Raw genomic sequence first — 20,798 nt, 5'->3', positions numbered from 1 at the left:
TTGAATGAAAGCATGGTTGAAGGACTGTTTTTTGTCTGCCGGGAATTGGCCGAGGTGGTTTGTCGGGAGGTTCGACCAGAGTACGGTCCGCCAACCTACCGCCCCCTCGCAACATCCCCCACCACCCGCCTCCAATTTCAGCATCATCCCGTAACGCGCAAAGTTCGCGCATCCGAGGGGATGAGCAACGGAATGCTCGCATTATATTGCTGATCGAGAACTATTTTCAGATGATATACTGGCCCGCGCAGCGCGTCGCTACACGGGCGAAGTTGGTGTGCAACTGTTGAACCGAGGCGCTGATCTAGCGGTATTTTCCTATTTCACCATGACTCCAGCACCTAACTTCGCCGGAATGCAAGTGGCCAAGGATGTGGTTGAATGACCCGGCGCAAGGCCGCCGCCGGCCCAATCCTTGTATACCGATTTATCAACTCTAATTGGACTCAAACACCGTATAGGTGGGCACATGCTGCTTGGTAGACGTCCCAGCTAGGCAGTTGCTCAAGCGCCGCTCGGATCTTTTTCCGCCGCGTGATCATATGCTTCTGAGGCGAGAGCATTGGTTGGATGTCAGGTTGCGTGCGCCGGGTAGCCCATTCGGACAGCAACGCCTTTGCTGCATCAACGATCGAACGGTGGTCCGGGTTTACCGCGTCAAACGTCGGGGTTCGATCGAATGCTAGCTTGTGGATATGGCGTTCGCCAAAGGCTCCGCGCGGCTGGTGAGCCTTAATCACCTCGATGACGGCTTGGCTGTTTATCAACGCAGTGATGTATATAGCCTCATCCTCAGTCGCGACGCGCCCCCAATAAAGCGTCTGGTCGATGACCGTTCTGCCGCAAACGATCTGGTCGCCGCGAACATACGCGGCGCACGGCAGCTTGCCACCTGCAGAGGCGAACACCAGCCAGTCCTGGCCGGTCCATCCTTGATTAGACAGTTTCTTTCGATCAGTGTCCACCGTATCGAAGAACTCCTCGACGCTTTCATTGATGGCCGTCAAGGCCGCTTTAATCGCGCCACCTGTCGCTCCGCCAAGCGCAGCTATCCCCGGCCCCGTGCGAGGCTCCCATCCGTCCGTCCCGTACTGAAACGGCAACAGCCCTTTGGCGCCGGCGGCAAGTTCATACGGAGCTAAGTGCTTTGAGATAAGCACGTCGAACATCACCTGTTCACTAACACCATTTGCAGTCAGCGCGAAATCTTTAAGCCGATGGCCATCCGATCTGAGGAAATAGAAAGGCGAGGCGGCGTTGATTGGCCCCAAATTCCAGCCCACGCCATTCTTTGTCGCTGCATGAAAAACAATGCCGCGCGGCATCACGTCGGCGCCCTGTCGAAACAGCGGCCCGATGGATTCCTTGGTCGCAACTTTCACGGCCGGCGCCGTAGTTGGCGCGGTCGTCCATGCGGTGCGGCCGTTGGACTTTACGATGTGGTAAGTCGTGGCATTTTCTGATGTTCTGCTCACGTCCCGTCCCACGAAAGTCGTGGCGCCACCTGGATGCGACTTGGAACCAAAAAGAACAATCGCTTCGTTCTTGAACGTCTGGTTAGCAATCTTCCATATCTCGACAGGCGCGAACTGCACAGGCTTGCTCGCGGTGAGGTAGCCTGCCGAGCGGAATGGCTCGTGGTGCCGCCCATTCAGCACCGTGTCCGGCAGGATGCATCCGATCACCGCGCCCGGAATCAAATAGCGCTCAATGGCGTGCAAGAGGAAGATGGTTGCGATTTCCACATGCAAATGCGAAGCGCCTGGCGCTTTGATGCCATGGAGCTCCGACTTGGCTTTCAATGCGTCCTGATAGGGGTTGCTCGCGATCTTGCTGAGAGCCAACCATGGCGGATTCGTCACCACTCCGTTGAAGCGTCCCGCGACGAGAGCTGGCCGGAAGCTATTTCGCAGGACGAATGCCCAGATGCCATTGCGTCCAGCGCGCTGCAGATTCTCCAGCGCTTTCAGCAAATTCTTGCAGAACTCGATTGATGCGGCCCTTTCGTCGATGGCTAGCACGACCCCGGTGTCGCTCAAAACCGCATTCACCATCGTCTCAATATCTTTGTCCGTGAGCGTCGTGCTCGCTGCCGCCGCGCTGCTCATCGCCATGTCATAGCCACGCGAGAGGAGGGCGTCGAACAAAGTCTGGTTCGATGCCGTAATCAAAAACTGAGGGAGTTGGACTTCTTCCGTGTCGAGTTTTAGCTTGCGATGCTCTTCTCCAGTCGCGCCAAACACCTTTGTCACCGGAGTGTTCGCAAACAGCGAGTCCGCGTGATAGACGGGAATCTGCGCCTCATGCCCGGCAGCGAGCCAGTCCTTGCTGGCCAGCACCCAGCCTACCTTGGCAAGCATCACAGCCAATGGGTCGATATCGAATGCGGTGATCGCAGTCGCGAGCTCGCTAAGCGCAGCGGGGTCGCCTGGAATTCGGCCAGCAGCGCGAAGGCGCTGTTGAGCGCGCTTCACCGTCTCCACGACCATCGCTCCCGATCCGCAGCACATATCGACGAAACGCGGCTGTTGTCCCTCCGGAAGCGCCAACATAACATTCTCGACAAGCTTGCCGGCGAGCCATGAAGGAGTCCATTCCTGCCCAAGCAGAAGTCGTTGCGAGCGGGCCGCCAACTGCGCCATAAGAGTGCCGAAAAGATCCTCGGTGGGGGACGATTCGAAATCGTAGGCGCGAAGGTCGTATTGAACATCGCGCGCAACGGCAACCAAGTCGCTCACGTAGGGACTAGTATTGAGCCAGCCGAAATAGTCGTATTCAACGAGGTTTGGCAGCCCACGAGCTTTGAAGAACGAGCCGTCCAAGATCGCTTGCAACTCTGCTTCGTCGCTGATCAAAGCTCTCCCGTTCAGGATGTTGGCGCAAATGAGCTTGGCGAGGGTGAGGATGTAGAGTTCCGCGACATACGACCCTTTGTCGAACTTGCCGGCAGCGACGTCCCCACCCAGGTACGAAACGAAGTCTGTCCAAAGCTTTGAGATCAAGCTGGCATACGTAGGGTCATGGGCGAATGCGTGATCCACAAGTGCGTCAATCGGCTGGACATGGGCCTGACAGAATGGGCTATTGAACCCCAAGTCTTTCGCCAGCGTGAGCGCAGCCAGCAAGCGGCCACCTTCGCGCCCAAGATGACGAACCAAAAAAGCCCCGAGTTTCTTCGCTTCGACATCGCCTGCCGCTGACAGGTCGCATGATTCGATCTCGGTGAGCTCGATGTGCTCTGGGCCGTAGCTGGCGGTGCCAGCGACGGCCGAAACATCCTTAACCTCCGAAACACCGAAAGCATGCCAACGGACGGTGTCGGAGAGCACGCCAACGAGCAGGTCACGAGGCGTCCCCGCGTTCAGCTGGCCGGCACAGTACTGCTTCACCTGGTGGAGGCCGTGCGCGAAGGTGCCCAGCGCCCGCAAGTCCCTCTCGTATTCGATCACTGTGGCGCCCACTAGCACATCGACGAAGCCATGCTTCTTGTCCCCGAGCTCGTGGAACTTTGCCAATGACTCTGTTCCGGTGACGTGAGCCTTGGTCCACCAAGGCTGTTCGGGGAACATCAACGGAAGCTTGGCAGAGAGCGCGTGCCGCAGCACATCCTCCGCCTTGCCTTCACGGATGAGGTCGCTGACTTCTTTCAGGAAAGCCTTGCCCTGCGCTTCAATGTACTTCACAACCATTGCGCCCCCCTTTCTTTGTGTTGTGTTTCGCGCGTCTTTCCTGACCCCCGCGCACGATTCTTCGCAATTCCCTGATTCCTTCGCCATCGCACCCGAGAACTTCGGCCATGATGGCGTTGATTCTGTCCAGCGTCGCTTCCGCTTCTGCGTGTTCCGCCTTGGCAGCGAGCTCGTCGCCAAGCCGTGAGAGCTTGCAAAGCTGCTCTTCATTGAACTCCGGAACTGGGAAGCGCCGCAGGTGCGCGGCTTCCACTTTCAGGGCTCCGCCGCCCATGACTGCTCCCGACGTTTCGATGACCGCCTGCGCCCACGCGCTGTTCATGAAAGCGAGCAAAGCTGCTGCGTTCCACTTGCTGAGCGGCAACGTCCACATCGTCGAAAAATTCGCGTCGATGAGACATTGCCGGGCCTTGTTCAAATAGGCCCTCGGTGTGGATGAATTTACTCGCGCCAACAGAACGTCCGGCAAATGCCTCGTCGCAAAGTCCGGCAACATATACCAATGGCGCGGAGGCATGCCCCGAGCAGCAGGCCTGATGTTCGAAGAGACGGCGGTTAGGTTCCAAACCTTTTGCGGCTTTGCGTCAGTGCCGAAGTTGGTCTGGCCTGCCGCCTGAACTACCGCCGCAATTGACTCAGGCATGCGTTCATAGACCGATAGGAACATGTCGGCTTCGCCCAAGTCCTCCGGGAGCGCGTGCCTTCTGAGGTCCAGCGCCCAGCCAGTGGCGAGTTCAGGGGTGATGGCAAAGCCCGCCGGAAGCTCAGATTGCCGGCGAATGACGGGCCGAGCGACGCTATCTGGTGCCCGCGCGACCAATCCCGCAAGCGGGCCAGAAAACGACAGCTCTATTTGCCCTGACGATCGCACGCCGTCGGCATAGAAGAAGCCATTGGCTCCGGTGCGCAGGCCCTGACCAACAGCCACGCCGTGCGACTTGAACGTGGCGAAAGAAGGGGCGATGCCTTGGCGGGTAAGCCAATCATCAATCTCGCGAGAGACATAGGTGTCTTCCCACGCTTGGCTACCTGTCTCGCCGATAGCTGCAAACCATTTTTGCCTGGAGGCGGCGGCAAGCATGTTTCTGCGCGCTAGCTTCATCGACGCGGGGCGCGCGCGGGCGAGGCCCGTGGGATGGCTAGCGCCATTTCGAAGCCACGAACGCGCTTGCTTAGCGAACTCTTTTTCTGGGCTCGATCCTCCTGCGAGTGCAATCCTCCCGATGGGACTTTCCGGGCTGGCCGCAGCGGCGGAGATCAAGATATGGCAGTAGGTCAATCCATCTCCTCGCACTAGGGCCGATGCGCGCCGCTTCACCCGCTTGGCCACGATGAGCGTCGTCTTGACCTGAGCGTCGTCGAACCAAGAGGCGTGCTCGTCTTCCACGACGAACTCAATGTCGAACCAGCGGAACAGCAAGTATTGCACGATGGTCGCGTAGTCCCGCGTCAGCCAAGACTCAGGCACTACCAACGCCAAGCGGCCGCCAAGCTTTACAAAGCCGGCACAAAGAATCCAAGAGGGCACGGCCAAGTCGGACAGGCCCGAGTAGCCTCCAATGAGGTGTCCGAAGAGGCGTTTGTCCTCTTCATCAAGAGCAGAGAGCTTTGGCAGGATCTGCAGTAGCGCGGTCCGAATTTGCATCGCGCTCTGAAGAACGTGGTCAATCTCCGACTTGTCTGAGAACGACTGATATCGGACGTAGGGTGGATTAGCAATCACCAAGTCCCACTCCGTCTTTGGCAGGCGCGAGATGGTGTCTGAGTCGAAAGCGCTGCCAAGAATGCAGTCGGCCTGCGGCAATCGGTTTGAGCACATGTCTCTGGCAGTGCGGTCTATTTCGATGCCCACGATTGATGCCGGAGCTGCACCGATTTCCAAGCATGAAGCCAACAGATCGCCTGACCCAGCCATTGGATCGATAATGCTCTCCGCCTTCTCCGCTTGGGCCAGCGCGGCAAGGATTCGGCCGAGGCCCACGCCGGTGAAGTATTGGCCCAAGCGTTTGCGGCGCCCCATATCTGGCGCTTGGCCAGCAGGCAGTGGCTGATGAGCTTGCTTCATCGGTCTGCGGAGCTCCTGCGGGCCGAACTGACCTCTGCGCGCGCAAGGGCATAGAAGGCCTTGGCGTCCATCTCGACTTCACGGCCAAGCTGCAAGCACTTTCCGACGAATTGCGAATAGAGCAATTGCAGATCAAGCATCGAGCTTTTGCCTGCATCTCGAATCACTTCCGCTGCGATCTTGGAACTCGTCTTGCCACCTGCCCGATCAAGAGAGCGCTTCGACAGCAACAGCAATGGATCGCCTTTGACCGAAACGGTGGAGACGACCTGTTTGAAGCTCGCTTGAATCTTGTCCAAGACGCTCGTGGCTTCGACGGTGAAGCCAGCAGCCACGTAGGCCTGCGCGAGCGCCCGCCATACCTCCGAATGAGCGGAGTGAAATACTACCGTCGCCAAGCCCTCTGGTTTAAGAGCGCGCGAGATTTCCTTGAAGACGCTCGCCATCATGGCTCCATACTCCGAAACGCCTTTGGACTGCGAGGCACTTACGATCACTTCGCGTGCGCGGTCAGTAGTCTTGCCAAGCCAATGTTCATTGATCTGATTGAGTTCCGCATAGGGGATGTAGGCACCAAAAGGTGGGTCCGTAAAAACATAGTCCACTGAATGAGGTTCTAGCGACATGCTTTCACTGGTACCGTTGTGGACGACAACCGTGCTTCTGCTGCCATGGAGCATGTGGAAGGAATCGATGAACGCTTTGGACTTGCGCCGCACGCCTTCGAGAATATTCTTCTCCACCGGCAGTCCGCTTATGTAGAGCACGCCGCTCTGCGATCCCGTGAGCACGAAGTCGTTCTGCCCCTTTTTAAGGACCACGCGGGTCATGAGCGTTGAGTGGCTCGAGTTGTAGCTCAGGACCAGGAGTCGCAATGCGTCACGCACGTCTTCCGGAAAATCGGCGACGAGATCCAAAAGACCCGCCATCGCGATGAAGTTTCGCTTCGTGTAGAAGTGATGAAGCTTCTCTATGCCTACGTGATAGCCCGTGCGGCGCAGCTCGCCCCAAATGAGATCGGCGTTGGGAGCGGACTTCGGCGGACTCGCTTTGGCGATTCGCGCCAGGACTTCATGGTCTTCGGGCGTGGGTGGTCGTTGCCATTTGGTCGATCCAGTTCGGCCATGCACCCGCGCGATCACGCGCTTCTTTGTAAGTTGCTTACGCCCAAACGCGTCTAGGGATGATTCAAGCGCTCGCTCGCAATCTCCGACCGCGACCTGCTTTCGGCAGCTCTCGCAGCGAAACGTATTCGACATGCTCAGTGGCTTTGTTTTAACGCTCGCATCCCACAACGAGACTTCGTTGCCGCAATTCGGGCAAACGAGCACTTCGGACCAGATCATGTGGCGCAGCATTCCGGGAGAGCCACTCGCATCCTTCGCTTCATATAGCCAGGAGAGCGTTTCTTCGGCGCGCCGGTACAGCTCATTGACCGCCGCTTCGAATGTCTCTGGCTCTGGGGGATGGCAGAGAGTTTCTGAGACGAACGAGCCCAAAGTACCGATCTCGAAAAGATGGGCGTTGCGCGGCCCCCACTTTGGCTCGATTCCAAGCGCGTTGGCCATGCGCCGCATCTCATCGGTGGGACGATCGCATAGTAGTGTCGCGAGCCCTGTGGTTCCACTTCCTGCGAATGCGTCGAGAACAGTCTCGCCCGGCTTTGTATGTGCCGCAATAAAGACGGCGATCACCTCGGGCGAGATTTTCGTTGGATAGGAAAAGGCGTTGTAAAGCGGGCCCGTGCGCGTGGATGGCAACGGAGTACTGTAAAGCTCAGCGATCTTCGCCACAGGTGACTGATTTTCTTGGTTGTCGACCTCTTGCGGGTCCGAATGGACGCAGGTCGTTTTTCGCTCGAGGCTCATGGCAGTTCAGGCCACGGCTTTGACGTGCAGTTTTTTGTCGGCTCTCGTTTGAGTCGCACGCTCGGCAGGAACGGAGATATTCCTGGATTCGCAGAAAGCCGCGAGCAGAACTTCCAACATGTTCACCATACTTCGTTGCTCATGGTCGGCTGCAGCTTTCAAAGCACGTTTGAAGCTGGGCGACACCCTCAAATTAAGCGTATCGCTCTTAACGTCGTCAAATCTCATGGCGCCCCGCAGATGTCTGTGCATTTGCGTTATGGTATCAGAACTATGACGCAGGGCGCAGAGTTCTGCACACCAAATGCTCGACTGCAAAGCTGGTTATGCTGGACTGCCTGCGCCAGTTCAACCCTAAGCGACTGCTGGAGCCGACCAGGCATGTTCTGCCAGCGTAGGCCGACGCTATTCACTATCGGCAACAGGCGGATCAGGCCAAGGCGACCTGGCTCAATCAAAGGGCCTCCAGGAAGACGGGGCGATTTGCATCGTGAATCGCCCTCAGCTGGCCTAGAATCAACTTGATGCAGTTGCGACCCGCGTCATTTCGTCATACTGTTTCCTATCAACCCAATCCATCCACTGGAAGGTTCTTTCGATGACATTATTAGTTTGACCCGCCAAGCTTTCGATCGACTCATCGGTTATTTCAATAACATCTATAAATTTCCTCATTAAGCTCTGGCGATGTAATGACGCAACCCTTAAATCCAGCCTCCATTAGCTGACGAATATCGCCTCTCCGCTTTTGATACTTGAATGTGAGAAAAGTTTCAATCAGCTTGCGAGATAGGTTCGCGGTGAAAAGGGCTTCATCTCTAAGGCTCGTATGTTCTTTACATCCATAGAGCCTCTTGAAGATGTAGTGGCACTCCGAACTGTAATTCTTCAGAGAGTCGTTGGCACCCACAAGCAGGGATTGACTGGGCAGCCAGGTGGTGCGATGCAGAACGCCACCCGACCTTGCCAGATGAAAAAGCCAAAAGCCCGCAGTTTCGCGGGCTTCAGGGCATTTTTTGCTATATCGTGCTGCACATTGCCAGGCGTGGAATCACTCCCACTCGATCGTCGCCGGCGGCTTCCCCGAGATGTCATAGACAACCCGCGACACCCCCCGCAGCTCATTGATGATCCGGTTGCTCACCGTCCCCAGGAACTCATACGGCAGATGTGCCCAATGCGCCGTCATGAAGTCGATCGTCTCCACGGCCCTTAGCGCAATCACCCACTCATACGCCCGCGCATCACCCACCACGCCCACCGACTTCACAGGCAGGAACACGGCAAACGCCTGGCTGGTCTTGTCATACAGATCCGCCTTGCGCAGCTCATCAATGAAGATGGCATCGGCCTTGGCCAGCAGCTCGGCGTACTCGCGCTTCACTTCACCCAGGATACGCACGCCCAGGCCCGGGCCCGGGAACGGATGGCGGTAGACCATGCTGCGCGGCAGGCCCAGCTCAACGCCCAAGCGGCGCACTTCGTCCTTGAACAGCTCGCGCAGCGGCTCCACCAGGCCCAGCTTCATGTGCTCCGGCAGGCCGCCCACGTTGTGGTGGCTCTTGATCACATGCGCCTTGCCGGTCTTGCTGCCGGCCGACTCGATCACGTCCGGGTAGATGGTGCCCTGCGCCAGCCACTTGGCGTTCTTCAGCTTGTTGGACTCTTCATCGAAGATGTCCACGAACAGGTTACCGATGATCTTGCGCTTGGCTTCCGGGTCGCTCACGCCTTCCAGCTTGGCGAAGTAGCGGTCGGCGGCATTCACGCGGATCACCTTGACGCCCATGTGCTCGGCGAACATCGCCATCACCTGGTCGCCTTCCTGCCAGCGCAGCAGGCCGGTGTCGACGAACACGCAGGTCAGCTTGTCGCCGATCGCCTTGTGCAGCAGCGCGGCCACGACCGACGAATCGACGCCGCCGGACAGGCCCAGGATCACTTCGTCATCGCCCACCAGCCCGCGCACGCGGGCGATCTGGTCGTCGATGATGTTGGCGGCGGTCCACAGGGTTTCGCAACCACACACGTCCACCACGAAGCGGCGCAGCAGCGCCTGGCCCTGCAGGGTGTGGGTCACTTCCGGGTGGAACTGCACGCCGTACCAGCGCTTCTCTTCGTTGGCCATCGCGGCCACCGGGATGCGATCGGTCACGGCCGTCACGGTGAAGCCCGGCGGGGCGACGGAGACGTGGTCGCCGTGGCTCATCCAGACATTCAACTTCGGCTCGCCGCCGTGATCGCTCAGGCCCTTGAACAGCGCATCGGGGTGCACGACGTTGACTTCGGCATGGCCGAATTCACGCTGGTCGGCCGCTTCGGTGGCGCCACCGAGCTGCGCGGCCAGGGTCTGCATGCCGTAGCAGATGCCGAAGATCGGCAGGCCGCTGTCGAACACTTCCTGCGGCGCGGCAGGCGCGCCCGGCAGCGTGGTCGATTCCGGGCCACCGGACAGGATGATGCCCTTGGCGCCGAAGGCGGCAATCTCGGCCGGGTTGTGGTCCCACGCCCAGATTTCGCAGTACACGCCGAGCTCGCGGATGCGGCGCGCGATCAGCTGGGTGTACTGGGCACCGAAATCGAGGATGAGGATCTTGTCGTTATGGATGTTGGTCATGGTGCCCTGGGCGATGCAGGAAAGAAAACAGGAAACGAATACGAAAACCGGCGGCCGATAGAGAAAGAGGAACGGGAATCAGCTTCCTCGTTCCTCTTTGCTCATGCCGCATCAGGCGCGGTAGTTCGGCGGCTCTTTGGTGATCTGCACGTCGTGGACGTGGCTCTCACGCTGGCCGGCGCCGCTGATCTTGACGAACTTCGGCTTGCTGCGCATGTCTTCGACGGTGCCGCAGCCCACGTAACCCATGGTGGCGCGCAGGCCGCCCATCAGCTGGTGGATGATGCCGCCCACCGGGCCGCGATACGGCACGCGGCCTTCGATGCCTTCGGGCACCAGCTTGTCGGCGCTGGAGGCGTCCTGGAAGTAGCGGTCCTTGGACCCCTTCTCCATCGCGGCCAGGGAACCCATGCCGCGGTAGCTCTTGTAGGAACGGCCCTGGAACAGCTCGGTTTCGCCGGGCGATTCTTCGGTACCGGCCAGCAGGCCACCGATCATGATGGTGGAGGCACCGGCGGCCAGCGCCTTGCCGATGTCGCCGGAGTAGCGGATGCCACCGTCGGCGATCAGCGGGATGCGGTCCTGCAGCGCTTCGGCCACCAGGTCGATCGCGGTGATCTGCGGCACGCCGACACCGGCGACCACGCGGGTGGTGCAGATCGAGCCCGGACCGATGCCGACCTTGACCGCGTCCGCGCCGCAGTCCAGCAGCGCCAGCGCGGCTTCGCCGGTGCAGATGTTGCCACCCACGACCTGCACGTTCGGGAAGTTCTTCTTGACCCAGCGCACGCGGTCCAGCACGCCCTGCGAATGGCCGTGCGCGGTGTCCACCACCAGCACGTCCACGCCGGCGGCGACCAGCGCTTCGACGCGGCGGTCGGTGTCGCCGCCGACGCCTACCGCAGCACCCACCAGCAGACGCGTGGCGGTGTCCTTGGCGGCGTTGGGATAGTCGGTGTTCTTCTGGATGTCCTTGACGGTGATCAGGCCACGCAGGGCGAAATCATCGTTGACCACCAGGATCTTTTCGATGCGGTTGCGGTGCAGCAGCTGCAGCACTTCTTCCGACGCGGCGCCTTCCTTGACCGTGATCAGGCGATCCTTCTTGGTCATGATGTGGCGGACCGGATCGTCCAGCTCGGTCTCGAAGCGCATGTCACGGTGGGTGACGATGCCGACCAGCTGGCCGCCGCCGTCCACCACCGGCACGCCGGAGATGTTGCGCGCCTGGGTCAGGGCCAGCACGTCGCGGATGGTGGTTTCCGGGCCGACCGTGATCGGGTCGCGGATGACGCCGGCCTCGAACTTCTTGACCTGGGCCACTTCGGCGGCCTGCTGCTCCACGGTCAGGTTCTTGTGGATGATGCCCATGCCACCGAGCTGGGCCATGGCGATGGCCAGGCGTGCTTCGGTGACCGTATCCATGGCCGCGGAGAGGATCGGAAGCTTCAGCCGCAGGTCGCGGGTCAGCCGGGTTTCCAGGCTGACATCCTTGGGCAGGATCGTGGAGTGTGCGGGGACGAGCGAGACGTCGTCGTAGGTGAGAGCTTCAGCCTGGATGCGCAGCATCGGCATACCCGAGATGTGGGGAAGCGCGACATTTTACCCTGATTCGGCCCGCTTGGGCAGGGGGCCGGTGCGACGCTGTGTCGCGCCAACGAGCGGGTAGAGCCGACCGTTGGTCGGCTGCTGGATCCGGTAGAGCCGACCGTTGGTCGGCTGGACATTGAACGATGGGCCACCACGCCACCGCGACGATGGCAGCCGACCAACGGTCGGCTCTACCGGAGATGGCGGGCGCGGTGGGTGCGGACCGTTGGTCGGCACGGGGCGCGCGCCGCTTTGGCGTCCGGGCAATGTGCCGACCGAGGGTCGGCACAAGGCGGTCAGATCGCCGCTTCAGCCGCTTCCAAGGTGTTCTGCATCAGCGTGGCCACGGTCATCGGCCCTACCCCGCCCGGCACCGGGGTGATCCAGCTGGCGCGCTGGGCGGCAGCCTCGAAGCCGACGTCGCCGACCAGGCGGCCGTCATCCAGGCGGTTGATGCCCACGTCGATCACCACCGCGCCCGGCTTCACCCATTCACCCGGCACGATGCCCGGGCGACCCACCGCCACCACCAGGATGTCCGCGTCGCGCACGCTGCGCTCCAGCACATCGCGCGGGGTGAACTTGTGGCAGCTGGTCACGGTGCAGCCGGCGATCAGCAGCTCCAGGCCCATCGGACGCCCCACGTGGTTGCTCACCCCCACGATGGTGGCGTTGCGGCCGCGCACCGGCTGGTCGGTATGGCCCAGCAGGGTGACGATGCCGCGCGGGGTGCACGGGCGCAGGCCGAACTCGCGCAGGGCCAGGTGGCCCACGTTCTCGGGGTGGAAACCGTCCACGTCCTTGCGCGGGTCGATGCGGTGGATCAGCCGGCTGGCATCGGGAATGCCCGGCAGCGGCAGCTGCACCAGAATGCCGTGGATCTTGGGGTCGGCGTTGAGCTGGTCGATCAGCTCCAGCAGCTGGGCCTCGTTGGTGCCCGCTGGCAGATCGTAATCGAAGGCCTCGATGCCCACCTTCTCGGCGGCACGGCGCTTGTTGCGCACGTACACGGTCGAGGCCGGATCACCTCCCACCAGCACCACGGCCAGGCCCGGGCGGCTGCCACCGGCGGCCAGGCGGGCATCGACCCGGACCTTCAGGCTGTCCAGCAGGTCTTCGGCGATGCGGCGCCCATCCAGAATACGGGCGGGAACGGCGGGTGCGGGGGTCGGTGAGCTCATCGAGGGCGGCAGGCGGGGGCGGCGGGGACGCCATTGTCCCCGATTAGGCCCGCCCCGCCCACCGGCGCGTCATTCCTCTTCCGGCACTTCGTCGGCGTTGAGCGTGCGCGCCTTGCGCTTGGGCGCGGTGAACGGCGTGGGCGTGGGCACGCCTGGCAGCGCCGTACCGAACACCATGTGCGCCCCGGCGCGCAGGCTGCCGCCGGCCATTTCCAGCTCGAAGCGCTCGGCGTCGCGCTCGCGGATCTGCTCGGCGATCTCGCGCGCATCATCCTGGTCGGCGCCCAGTTCCATCAAGGCGACCTGGCCGAACTGCAACGCCGACTCGAAGGTCTCGCGGATCTGGTAGTCCACGCCGGCATGGATCAGCCGCAGCGAATGCTCGCGGTCGAACGAGCGCACCAGCAGCTTGGCCTGCGGGAACTGATGGGTGACCAGCTCCACGATGCGGTCGGCGTCCTGCGCATTGTTGACGCACACCGCGATGGCGCGCGCCGAGCCGGCACCGGAGGCGTGCAGCACGTCCAGGCGGGTGCCGTCGCCGTAGTAGATCTTGAACCCGAAGCGCTCGGCGTTGTGGATCATGTCCACGTCGTTGTCGATGATGGTCACGTCCACGTCGCGCGCCAGCAGCGACTGGCTGGCCACCTGGCCGAAGCGGCCGAAGCCGATCATCAACACGCTGCCGGACAGGCCGTCGGCTTCTTCAACGCCATCCAGCGACACTTCGCGGTCGGGCATCAGCTTGTCGTGCAACAGCACGAACAGCGGCGTGAGTGCCATCGACAGCACCACGATCGCGGTCAGGTTGGCGTTGACCTCCACCCCGATCACGCCGGCTGCCGCGGCCGCGGAAAACAGCACGAACGCGAATTCGCCGCCCTGGGCCATCACCACGCCGCGGTCGAGCGCCTGGCGGTGGTCGCTGCCCATGATGCGCGCCACGATGTAGATGCACACCGCCTTGGCCAGCATCAGCGCGAACACGCCCGACACGATCAGCGGCCAGTTGTTGGCCACCACGGTGAGGTCCAGCGCCATGCCCACGCTGAGGAAGAACAGCCCCAGCAGGATGCCGCGGAACGGCTCGATGTCCGCTTCGATCTGGTGGCGGAAGGTGGATTCGCTGAGCAGCACGCCGGCCAGGAACGCGCCCATCGCCATCGACAGCCCGCCCAGCTGCATCAGCAGCGCCGCGCCCAGCACCACCAGCAGTGCGGCGGCGGTCATCACTTCGCGCGCCTTTGCCGCGGCCAGGATGCGGAACAACGGGTTGAGCAGGAACCGGCCCACCAGCACCAGGCCGACGATGGCGCCGGCACCGATGCCCACGCTGAGCCAGCGCGAGCTGGCCCCCGCATCGGCCTGCACCGGGGCCATGAAGGCCACCACCGCCAGCAGCGGCACGATCAACAGGTCTTCAAACAGCAGGATCGAAACGATCTTCTGCCCGGACGGCAACGCAATGTCGCCGCGCTCGGCCAACAGCTGCATCACCACTGCGGTGGAGGTCAATACGAAGCCGAAGGCACCGATGAAGGCCACGTTGACCGGGAACCCGAACAACATGCACACGCCGGTCAGCACCGCGCCGCAGACCACGATCTGCAGCGTGCCGAGCCCGAAGATTTCGTTGCGCAGGCCCCACAGGTGCGAGGGCCGCATTTCCAGCCCGATCACGAACAGGAACATCACCACGCCAAGTTCGGCGGTGTGCAGGATCGCCTGCGGGTCGGAGAACCAGCCGAAGCCGAACGGGCCGATGGCCAGGCCGGCGGCGAAATAGCCCAGCACCGAGCCCAACCCCAGCCGTCGAAACAGCGGCACCATCACCACCGCCGCGCCCAGCAGCGCCACGACTTTCACCAGCTCACTGGCGCCTGCTTCGACCGCCATGCGGTTGTTTCCCCGGACTACATAGAGGGGTCAACGATAGGGCAAAGCGTCGGGCGGCAATAGCATCCATGTTGCGCATGATTGTGCCGAAAACAGAACGATGGGCCAGGTGGCGACGCGGATCGTCCTGAAATCACGTAGCGCCGGGCTCTTCCTGGCTGGCCCAATCCACCACGTAGCGCCGGGCTCTGCCCGGCTGGCCCGACCCAGCACGTAGCGCCGGGCTCTGCCCGGCTGGCCGGCACCCTGCGAAATGCAGCCGGGCAGAGCCCGGCGCTACGCGGTTGGGCCGTGTGCGTGACGGCCGGGCAGAGCCCGGCGCTACGTGGTTGGGCCATGTGCGTGACGGCCGGGCAGAGCCCGGCGCTACGCGGTTGGGCCATGTGTGCGACGGCCGGGCAGAGCCCGGCGCTACGCGGTCGTTCGGCGTTACGGGCCGCTGCAGAACGCCGCGTAGTCGATGTACCCGGGAAATGCCTTGCCCGGCGCGCAGAGCGGACAGGCCGGATCGGGGCGCAGGCGGGTCTCACGAAAACGCATGCCCAGTGCATCGAAGCTCAGCAACCGGCCGGTCAGCGGCTCACCCATGCCGAGCAGCAGCTTGAGGACCTCGGTGGCCTGCAGCAGCCCGACCATTCCCGGCAGCACGCCCAGCACGCCGGCTTCAGAACAGTTGGGGGCGAACTCGGGCGGCGGTGGCTCCGGGAACAGGCAGCGGTAGCACGGGGCCTGGCCACGCTGGCGGCCGGCGTCGAACACGCTGACCTGGCCCGTGAACCGCTCAACCGCGCCATACACCAGCGGAATGCGGTGCTGGATGCAGGCATCGTTGAGCAGGTAGCGCAGCGGGAAGTTGTCCGAGCCGTCCAGCACCACGTCCACCCCGTCCAGCAGTGCATCGACGTTGTCGGCGCTGACACGCACCTGCACGGCGTCCACATCCAGGTGCGGATTGAGCGCCAGCAGGCGGTCGCGTGCCGACAGTACCTTGGGCATGCCAACGCTGGCGTCGGTGTGCAGGATCTGGCGTTGCAGGTTGCTGCGCTCGACCACATCGTCATCGGCGATACGCAGGTGCCCTACCCCGGCCGCCGCCAGATAGAAGGCAGCGGGGGCACCCAGTCCACCGGCACCGAGCACCAGCACGCGCGAGGCCAACAGTGTCTGCTGGCCCGCCACGCCCACCTGGGGCAGCAGCAGGTGGCGCGCGTAGCGGGCGTTGAAGTCGCGCTCGGCGTCGGTCTGCAGCGGCTGCACCAGGGGCAGCCCGTCGGCACGCCAGGCGTTGGTGCCACCGCCCACCGACGCCAGAGCCGTGTAGCCCAGTTCGGCCAGTGCGCTTGCCGCGTCCAGCGATCGCCGGCCGCTCTGGCAGATCAACACCACCTCGCGATCGGTGGTGGGCAGGTGCGCTGAAGGCGATGCCAGCAGTTCGCCCTTGGCGATGCCCAGCGCGCCCTCAGCCATGCCGGCCGCGCGTTCATGCGCCTCGCGCACGTCGACGAGCAACGCGCCACGGGCGACGCGTTCGCGGGCCTGGGCGGGGGTGAGTTCGGGGATCGTGCTCATGCCGGGATTATCGCGCACCGGCGCGCACGCGGTGGGTTTGTCGCGGTTGCCGGCCAGCGGCCGGCACTACCGTCGCGTGCGCCTGGCAGCCGGCAACACGGAAATGAAAAGAGCCAGCTTTCGCCGGCTCTTCGTTGCATCACTTGCCCTTGACGTGCTTGATCAGGCGCCGTTTGCGCTTGACCTGACGTTCGGTGAGCACGTTCTTCTTGCCTTCGTATGGGTTCACACCCTCGCGGAAGATGAACTGCACCGGGGTACCGACCAGCTTGAAGCGCTTGCGGAAGAAGTTCTCCAAGTAGCGCTTGTACGACTCCGGCAGGTCCTTCAGGCGCGTGCCGTGCACGATGAAGGTCGGCGGGTTGGAGCCGCCCGGATGCACGTAACGCAGCTTGGAGACGTGACCACGGATCGCCGGCGGCGGGTTGGTCTCGTAGGCCACTTCCAGCGCCTTGTTGACTTCACTGGTGCTGAACTCATGCGTCGCCGAGGCATGCGCGGCATGGATGCAGCGGAACAGCTCGCGCAGGCCCGAACCGTGCTTGGCCGAGATGCGCACCACTTCAGCCCACGGCACGAAGCCGAGCTTGCGCGACACCAGCGCTTCAGCCTGCTCGCGCTGGTAGTCGGTCAGGCCATCCCACTTGTTGATCGCCACCACCAACGCGCGGCCGGCATCGAGCACCGCACCCAGCACGCTGGCGTCCTGGTCGGTCACGCCTTCGGACGCGTCCAGCATCAGCACGGCCACCTGGCACTGCTCGATCGCCTGCAGCGTCTTGATCACGCTGAACTTCTCGACCACCTCTTCAACGCGCGCCTTGCGACGCAGGCCGGCGGTGTCGATCAGGCGGTACTCGCGACCGTCGCGCTCCATGTCCACCGCGATCGAGTCGCGGGTGGTACCGGGCACTTCGGAGGCGATCATGCGCTCTTCGCCCAGCAGGCGATTGACCAGCGTCGACTTGCCCACGTTGGGCCGGCCCACGAAGGCAATGCGGATGCGGTTCGGATCGGTGTCGAGGGTTTCGGTGGTGCCCTCTTCGGGCAGCCGCTCCACGACTTCGTCCAGCAGATCGTCCAGACCCTGGCGGTGCGCGGCCGACACGGTCAGCATTTCGCCGAAGCCGTAACGGGCGAACTCCGAACGCACGGTGTCCTCGTTCATGCCGTCGATCTTGTTGATCAACAGCAGGGTCGGACGCGCGAGCTTGCGCAGCCAAGTCAGGATCTCGTCGTCCATCGGGCCCTCACGGGCATCGACCACGAACAGGATCAGATCCGCCTCGGCGGCGGCGGCGCGGGCCTGGCGTGCAGTAGCGCCGGCCAGACCTTCTTCTTCACCGGCGATACCGCCGGTATCGACCACCAGGAACGGGTGGTCTTCGTTAAGACGACAAACACCGTAATTACGGTCCCGGGTCACGCCGGGCTGGTCATGGACCAGCGCGTCGCGCGTACGGGTAAACGCATTGAACAGCGTGGACTTGCCGACATTCGGCCGTCCAACCAGGGCGACCAAGGGCAGCATCGCGGTAACTCCTTATTGTGCCAACCGGAATGCGGTCAGCTTTCCATCAACGTTCTGCACCAGCAGAATCCCATCAGCGGTGACCGGCTGCGCCAGGAGCGCGTCACCGCCACTCTTGGCGCGAGCGGCAAGCTCGCCATTATCCGTCCGCAACCAGTGCAGGTAGCCCTTGTAGTCGCCTACAACGACGTAGTCGCCCTGCACCGCCGGCCCGGTCAGCGAGCGGCGCGCCAAGGCGGTCTGCGACCACATCGCGCTGCCACTGCTCTTGTCCAGGCCGAACACGCCACCCTTGTTGTCGGTGACAAACACAGTGCCCGAGTTCAGGGCCACGCCACCGGCGCCGCCATGATCACGCGACCACAGCGGACGGCCCGTCGGGCCTTCGATCGCCATGGTCTGGTTCTTGAAGCTGCCCACGAACAGGGTGTTGCCTTCCAGCACCGGGGCGCCATCTACGTCGGACATGCGCTCCAGTTCGGTACGGCCTTCGCCGTTGGCGACCATCTGGTCCCACACGGTGCGGCCGTCGTTCATCGCCAGGGCCGACACGCTGCCATCGTCGTTGCCGACGAACAGCACGCCCGGGCCGGTCACCACGGCGGCATTGCCGCGCACGGTCAGCGCCGGCAGCTCACGCGGGTTGAACCAGCGCTGGGTGCCGTTGTCGGCATCCAGGGCGGTCACGCGACCGTCGTTGCTGCGCACGAAGACCATGCCCTGGCCGACGGCCGGAGCAGCGATGACTTCGCCGGGCACCTTGGCACGCCACTTCTCGGCGCCGTCTTCGGCACCCAGCGCGATCACCTGGCCGTCCAGCGTCCCGATCACCACCAGGCCGTCACCGACGCCGGGGCCACCGGACAGGCGCAGCTTGGGCTTCTTCTTTTCCTTGGCCGGCTCCCAGGTCCAGACCTTCTTGCCGGTCTGCAGGTCGATGGCGTGCACGCCGCCGTAAATGGCTGCCGCATACACGCGGCCATCGGCCACGGCCGGGCCCTGGCGAACGCCGATGCGCTTCTCGCCCTTGCCGACGTTCACGCTCCAGAGCCGGTCGACCTTGGCGGTCGGCTCGAACTTCACCAGTTCAGCCGGTTCCAGCGCCTTCTTGGCTGCTGCATCCTTGCCGGCGAACCACCCTTTAACGGTGGAGCAACCGGACAACGCCACGCCCAGCAGAACCAGGGTGGCAACGCGCTTGATCATGACCATATGCTTCATTACACCGACTCCGCAGCATCGGTGACGGTGCCACCGGCATCCATCACTTTGGTTTCAAGCAGGCGCCGCTGCGGCGCTGCCACGTCCAGCGTCTTGAGCGCCTTCTCATACTGTTGCCGGGCCGCATCACGCTTGCCCTGCGCCATCAGTGCATCGCCATGGATTTCCAGGCTGGCGCTGTCGCTGGCGGTGCCAAGCGCCTTGATCGCGTCGTCGGCCTTGCCGGTGGCCAGCAACAGGCGTGCGATGCGCTGCTCGATGACCGGCTGGAATTCCGGATCGGCCTTGATCGCACGCAGCGTTGCCAGCGCGTCTTCGTTCTTGCCTGCCTCAACCTGGGCCTTGGCCAGCTGCAGCGCCGCCAGATCCGAGTAAATGTTGGCCTTGCCGTCGTCGAGCGCCTTCACGCCCTTGGCCGCCTGGGCCAGATCCTTGTCCTGCAGGTGCTTGAGCACCGCCTGGTACTGGACGTTGGCGCCGGCCAGCTGGTTGCTGTGGTCCTTCTGCCACCACTGCCAACCGGCGATACCGCCGATTGCGATCGCCACGCCGGCGAGGATGCTGACACCATTCTTCCGCAGCCAGCCGCGGACGCGTTCACTTTGTTCGTGCTCGTCGAGCAGGTCGTCGATCGCCATGCGTACTCTCGCCCCGCCCGTAAGGAGGAGCTGTTTGAATTGGATTGGGAAACGCGACTCAGTGCGGAACTGGGGCCACGGAGCCGTCAGAGGATACCGTAAAGCGTGCCACGTTGGCTCGCTGGTACGGCGAAAGATCGACGATAGTGCCCGCCTGCTGAACCTCGACCGCCGAGGCATTGCCCAGCACCATGCGGCCTACCTGGCCCGGCGTGAAGCTGCGCGCTTCGCCGGATTTGATCAACGCCTTTTCCACGGTGCTGCCGTCGGGGGCGGCGATATCGACCCAGCTGTCGCCTTTGAACTGCAGGCTGAGCGCACCGGTCGGCACTGCCGCGGTGGGTGCCGGACGCGGCACCGGGGTCAGGGACGCCAGGTAAGGCGCCGAGGGGGTACCGGTGGCCGCACTGGTCGGTGCCGGTGCCGCCGGGGTCGCCTCGGCCGGAACGGGACCGCCAGCGACCGGAACGGCCGCCGGGATCACGTCCAGCGACGCGGTATTGGGGGTGTTGGCGCTGCCGTCGAAGTGGCCCCGGGTGGCAAACCAGACCGGCACGGCCAGCACGGCGGTGATGCCCACGTAGAGCACGCGGCGCCCGAGACTCTCGGCAATGCGCCGGGCCCGGGGGGTATGGGTGTGGCTGACCAGCTGCGGCGGCACGACCGGCCCGATCCGGGCCTGTTCCAGCACGTCGCCCAGATCGATCTTCAGCAGGCGCGCATAGCTGCGCAACTGGCCGCGCACGAACACCGGGGCGCCCAGGCGGTCCCACTGCTCGGCTTCCAGCGACTTCACCACCTGCACCGGCATGTGCAACTGCTGCCCTACCGCTTCAAGCGTCAGCCCTGCCGCTTCGCGCGCCTGGCGGAGACGGACCCCACAGCCGGCAGCGGCATCAAAAGCGTTCACAGTCTGGTCATCAATCACAATGC

Annotated in this window: 12 protein-coding genes and 1 pseudogene; all 13 read right to left on the bottom strand. The window is 63.0% G+C overall.

The features are described from left to right. Positions 1-446: 446 nt before the first annotated feature. The 13 genes and pseudogenes from ABIA71_RS02145 to ABIA71_RS02085 all read right to left on the bottom strand — a co-directional run bounded on the left by ABIA71_RS02145 (position 447) and on the right by ABIA71_RS02085 (position 20,793). A complete protein-coding gene (locus ABIA71_RS02145; RefSeq protein ID WP_354282701.1) occupies positions 447-3,689 on the bottom strand; it encodes a hypothetical protein in 3,243 nt (1,080 codons plus the stop codon). After that, positions 3,670-5,754: an N-6 DNA methylase gene (locus ABIA71_RS02140; RefSeq protein ID WP_354282699.1), complete on the bottom strand. Its 2,085-nt coding sequence runs from the start codon at positions 5,752-5,754 to the stop codon at positions 3,670-3,672. Before ABIA71_RS02140 ends, ABIA71_RS02145 begins: the two co-directional genes overlap by 20 nt. Continuing rightward, positions 5,751-7,622, bottom strand: coding sequence for a DNA methyltransferase (locus ABIA71_RS02135; RefSeq protein ID WP_354282697.1), 1,872 nt, complete (start codon positions 7,620-7,622; stop codon positions 5,751-5,753). Before ABIA71_RS02135 ends, ABIA71_RS02140 begins: the two co-directional genes overlap by 4 nt. A 649-nt stretch (positions 7,623-8,271) precedes the next feature. Then, positions 8,272-8,613 (bottom strand): annotated as a pseudogene (locus ABIA71_RS02130) (AAA family ATPase); the annotation flags it as partial. A 60-nt stretch (positions 8,614-8,673) separates the two neighbouring features. Next, a complete protein-coding gene (gene guaA / locus ABIA71_RS02125) occupies positions 8,674-10,239 on the bottom strand; it encodes a glutamine-hydrolyzing GMP synthase (protein ID WP_354282695.1) in 1,566 nt (521 codons plus the stop codon). Positions 10,240-10,350: 111 nt separating this feature from the next. Then, a complete protein-coding gene (gene guaB, locus ABIA71_RS02120; RefSeq protein WP_038692289.1) occupies positions 10,351-11,808 on the bottom strand; it encodes an IMP dehydrogenase in 1,458 nt (485 codons plus the stop codon). A 317-nt stretch (positions 11,809-12,125) separates the two neighbouring features. Beyond that, positions 12,126-13,010 carry a bifunctional methylenetetrahydrofolate dehydrogenase/methenyltetrahydrofolate cyclohydrolase FolD gene (folD, locus tag ABIA71_RS02115; RefSeq protein WP_354282693.1) on the bottom strand — a complete coding sequence of 295 codons (885 nt, stop codon included), beginning with the start codon at positions 13,008-13,010 and terminating at the stop codon, positions 12,126-12,128. Positions 13,011-13,079: 69 nt separating this feature from the next. Then, positions 13,080-14,906: a monovalent cation:proton antiporter-2 (CPA2) family protein gene (locus ABIA71_RS02110; RefSeq protein WP_354282691.1), complete on the bottom strand. Its 1,827-nt coding sequence runs from the start codon at positions 14,904-14,906 to the stop codon at positions 13,080-13,082. Between the two features lie 429 nt (positions 14,907-15,335). Beyond that, the gene (moeB, locus tag ABIA71_RS02105) at positions 15,336-16,475 is read right to left on the bottom strand and encodes a molybdopterin-synthase adenylyltransferase MoeB (protein WP_354282689.1); all 1,140 of its coding nucleotides are present in this window, start codon (positions 16,473-16,475) and stop codon (positions 15,336-15,338) included. Between the two features lie 139 nt (positions 16,476-16,614). Further along, the gene (der, locus tag ABIA71_RS02100) at positions 16,615-18,006 is read right to left on the bottom strand and encodes a ribosome biogenesis GTPase Der (protein WP_354282687.1); all 1,392 of its coding nucleotides are present in this window, start codon (positions 18,004-18,006) and stop codon (positions 16,615-16,617) included. A gap of 12 nt (positions 18,007-18,018) precedes the next feature. Continuing rightward, positions 18,019-19,227, bottom strand: coding sequence for an outer membrane protein assembly factor BamB (gene bamB / locus ABIA71_RS02095; RefSeq protein ID WP_354282685.1), 1,209 nt, complete (start codon positions 19,225-19,227; stop codon positions 18,019-18,021). Beyond that, complete coding sequence (locus tag ABIA71_RS02090; RefSeq protein ID WP_128097241.1) at positions 19,227-19,865, bottom strand: YfgM family protein; 639 nt, start codon at positions 19,863-19,865, stop codon at positions 19,227-19,229. Before ABIA71_RS02090 ends, bamB begins: the two co-directional genes overlap by 1 nt. A 58-nt stretch (positions 19,866-19,923) precedes the next feature. Then, complete coding sequence (locus ABIA71_RS02085; protein ID WP_354282683.1) at positions 19,924-20,793, bottom strand: RodZ domain-containing protein; 870 nt, start codon at positions 20,791-20,793, stop codon at positions 19,924-19,926. Between the last annotated feature and the right edge of the window lie 5 nt (positions 20,794-20,798).

This window comes from Stenotrophomonas sp. 2619, assembly GCF_040548725.1.
GTDB classification, from domain to species: Bacteria; Pseudomonadota; Gammaproteobacteria; order Xanthomonadales; family Xanthomonadaceae; genus Stenotrophomonas; species Stenotrophomonas maltophilia_AP.
The sequence above is the reverse complement of the archived record's forward strand: the minus strand, read 5'-3'. Positions and strand labels throughout refer to the sequence as shown.

Bases quoted from the DNA above. Each gene is read 5' to 3' on its own strand.
- ABIA71_RS02145 (WP_354282701.1), bottom strand. From the start codon at position 3,689: ATGGTTGTGAAGTACATTGAAGCGCAGGGCAAGGCTTTCCTGAAAGAA.
- ABIA71_RS02140 (WP_354282699.1), bottom strand. From the start codon at position 5,754: ATGAAGCAAGCTCATCAGCCACTGCCTGCTGGCCAAGCGCCAGATATG.
- ABIA71_RS02135 (WP_354282697.1), bottom strand. From the start codon at position 7,622: ATGAGCCTCGAGCGAAAAACGACCTGCGTCCATTCGGACCCGCAAGAG.
- guaA (WP_354282695.1), bottom strand. From the start codon at position 10,239: ATGACCAACATCCATAACGACAAGATCCTCATCCTCGATTTCGGTGCC.
- guaB (WP_038692289.1), bottom strand. From the start codon at position 11,808: ATGCTGCGCATCCAGGCTGAAGCTCTCACCTACGACGACGTCTCGCTC.
- folD (WP_354282693.1), bottom strand. From the start codon at position 13,010: ATGAGCTCACCGACCCCCGCACCCGCCGTTCCCGCCCGTATTCTGGAT.
- ABIA71_RS02110 (WP_354282691.1), bottom strand. From the start codon at position 14,906: ATGGCGGTCGAAGCAGGCGCCAGTGAGCTGGTGAAAGTCGTGGCGCTG.
- moeB (WP_354282689.1), bottom strand. From the start codon at position 16,475: ATGAGCACGATCCCCGAACTCACCCCCGCCCAGGCCCGCGAACGCGTC.
- der (WP_354282687.1), bottom strand. From the start codon at position 18,006: ATGCTGCCCTTGGTCGCCCTGGTTGGACGGCCGAATGTCGGCAAGTCC.
- bamB (WP_354282685.1), bottom strand. From the start codon at position 19,227: ATGAAGCATATGGTCATGATCAAGCGCGTTGCCACCCTGGTTCTGCTG.
- ABIA71_RS02090 (WP_128097241.1), bottom strand. From the start codon at position 19,865: ATGGCGATCGACGACCTGCTCGACGAGCACGAACAAAGTGAACGCGTC.